Below are 1,258 nucleotides of genomic sequence, written 5' to 3'. Positions count from 1 at the left end.
CTGGCGCGTCTGCTGATGGCTTTGGGCGTAATGCCTTCAATAGTGATGGGGCACTCCGCAGGAGAATACGTTGCGGCCACAATTGCCGGAGTATTTTCAGAGGATGATGCCATCCGTCTGATTGTGGAGCGTTCACGGCTGATCGGCAATTCGCCGGAAGGCGGAATGCTCTTTGTGCAGATGGGGCATGAGGATCTGCGCTCACGGTTGCCCGGCGGCGTTTCCATTGGGGCGGTCATCACCCCTGATGGCTGCGTTGCTTCGGGGTCCATACAGGGCATTGAAGCTCTGCACGATACGCTGAGCGCAGAAAATGTGCCTGCATCAAGAATCGCAGCAGACAGGGCCGGGCATTCCAGCCTGCTGGAAGGCGCAAAGCCCCAACTGCGCAAGGTGCTGGAAAGCGTTACGCTCCACAAGCCTCGGTTGCGCATTCTTTCGAACGTCACTGGCACTCTGCTGACGGACAACGAAGCCACAGATCCCGAGTACTGGGTTCGCCAGATGTGCGAGCCGGTGCTTCTTTCAAACGAGATTTCCACGCTCTGCGATACAGAACGGGCCGTTATGCTTGAGGTTGGCCCATCACGCAAACTGAGTGCCATGTTACGCAAACATCCCGTCTTCAGGGACAGACCTGCGATGATTCCGACCATGCCGCCAGAACAGGGCAGAACCAGCGAAGTATCCGCACTGCTTGAAGCTCTGGGGCAGTTGTGGCAGGGCGGCGGCCACGCAGACTGGGAAAAGGTGGATGCATTGTGCGGCAAGGGGCGCACGGTGGCCTTGCCCGGTTATCCCTTCGAGCGCAAGCGTTTCTGGCTGGAAGGCCAGGATAAGGACACTGCCGGAAAAAGCGCGCCTGATAAAACGCAGGTATCAAGTCTTTGCTGGCAGCAGATGCTGTTGCCCCGGAAGGCTGCATTCGACGGGCTTGTAGGTTTTATCGGCAGTGAAGGTGTTGGCTGGGCCGAAGCACTTGAAAAACTGGGCTGGAATACAGCAGTATTTCAGACGCTTGATGCCTTGAAGCATGAGTTAACGATCCCTGATGTGCTGGTGGACTGCCGTTTTGGCGGTGAGGGGGCCGACGGCCTGGATGCCGCGGCCACTGTCTGCCGCCAGGCTGTGGAACTTTGTTCCTGGCTGGCTGAGTCCGCCGGGGGCCGCGAGCTGAGTGTATACTGGCCCACCGCTGGGGCCGCAGCTTTTGGCATAGAAATCCCGCGTATCGACAAAAGCGCCTTGCTGGCTCCGG

Annotated in this window: 1 protein-coding gene; it reads left to right on the top strand. The window is 58.6% G+C overall.

Annotation, left to right across the window (positions count from 1 at the left end):
• A partial coding sequence (locus tag QZ377_RS08565; protein WP_291440744.1) for an acyltransferase domain-containing protein occupies positions 1-1,258 on the top strand: 1,258 nt, incomplete at both ends.

The organism is Desulfovibrio sp. (assembly GCF_019424165.1).
Classification (GTDB): domain Bacteria; phylum Desulfobacterota; class Desulfovibrionia; order Desulfovibrionales; family Desulfovibrionaceae; genus Desulfovibrio.
Note: the sequence above shows the minus strand (reverse complement) of the source record. Positions and strands in the feature narration are given on the sequence as shown.